The organism is Amphibiibacter pelophylacis, assembly GCF_037688875.1.
Taxonomy (GTDB): Bacteria; Pseudomonadota; Gammaproteobacteria; order Burkholderiales; family Burkholderiaceae_C; genus Amphibiibacter; species Amphibiibacter pelophylacis.
This window is the reverse complement of record NZ_JAWDIE010000043.1, coordinates 1-1,174: the sequence shown is the minus strand read 5'-3', so window position 1 is coordinate 1,174 and position 1,174 is coordinate 1. Positions and strand designations below refer to the sequence as shown.

Below are 1,174 nucleotides of genomic sequence, written 5' to 3'. Positions count from 1 at the left end.
ACCCTTCAGGGGCTGGGATTTGGCCGCGTCCAGCTCGTACTTCCACGCGCCGTCGGCCTGCAGGACCAGCTTGCCGTAGGCGCCATTCTGCGTGCCGGGGACCATGGCGGCCTGTCCGGCATCGAGGTCGGTGACGGTGAGTTTGCCGCTGACGGACGGCGATGTGTCTTCGGTGACCGTGCCGGTGCCGGTGCCGGTGATGCTGGCCAGCGCATTGCTGCCGTTGATCGTCACGGTGATGCTGTGCTCGGTGCCATCGGCCGTGAAGTACTTCACCGTATCGGTCAGCTTGCCGCCATCGTTCAGGCCGGTCACAGCGGGCTTGGACTGGTCCAGCGTGTAGGTCCACTGGCCGTTGGCGTCCAGGACCACCTTGCCGTACTGGCCGGTGTACGTGCCTTCGCGCACGCCGCCTTCGCCCCGGTCCACGTCGTTGACGGTGACGGTGCCTTTGGCGGTGACAGTGCTGCTGCCGTTGCTCTCGGTCACGGTCGCGGTCTGCGTGCCGGTGACGGTCGCGGCGTCATTGGTGCCCTTGACGGTGATGGTCACGGTCGATTTGGTGCCGTCCACGCTGGACACGGTGAACACTTCGCTGACCGTCTCGCCGCCCTTCAGGGGCTGCGATTTGGCCGCATCCAGCTCGTACTTCCACGCGCCGTCAGCCTGCAGGACCAGCTTGCCGTAGGTGCCGGTCTGCGTGCCGGGGACCATGGCGGCCTGTCCGGCATCGAGGTCGGTGACGGTGAGTTTGCCGCTGGCCGAGGTCACGGTGTCTTCCGTCACGGTGCCCGTGCCGGTACCGGTGATGCTGGCCAGCGCGTTGCTGCCGTTGATCGTCACGGTGATCGACTGCTCGGTGCCATCGGCGGTGAAGTACTTCACCGTATCCGTCAGCTTGCCGCCATCGTTCAGGCCGGTCACGGCCGGTTTGGACTGGTCCAGCGTGTAAGTCCACTGGCCGTTGGCATCGAGGACGATTTTGCCGTACTGGCCGGTGTACGTGCCCTCGCGCACCCCACTCTCGCCGCGATCCACGTCGTTGACGGTGACGGTGCCCTGGGCGGTCACAACGCTGCTGCCGTTGCTCTCGGTCACGGTCGCGGTCTGCGTTCCCGTCACGGTCGCGGCGTCATTCGTGCCGTTGACGGTGATGGTCACGGTCGATTTGGTG

The 1,174-nt window shown here is 66.1% G+C and carries 1 protein-coding gene; it reads right to left on the bottom strand.

What is annotated here, in order from left to right; genetic code table 11:
• Window positions 1–1,174, bottom strand: a 1,174-nt coding sequence (locus RV045_RS14305) for a VCBS domain-containing protein (RefSeq protein ID WP_423236466.1), incomplete at both ends; no start/stop codon positions are given.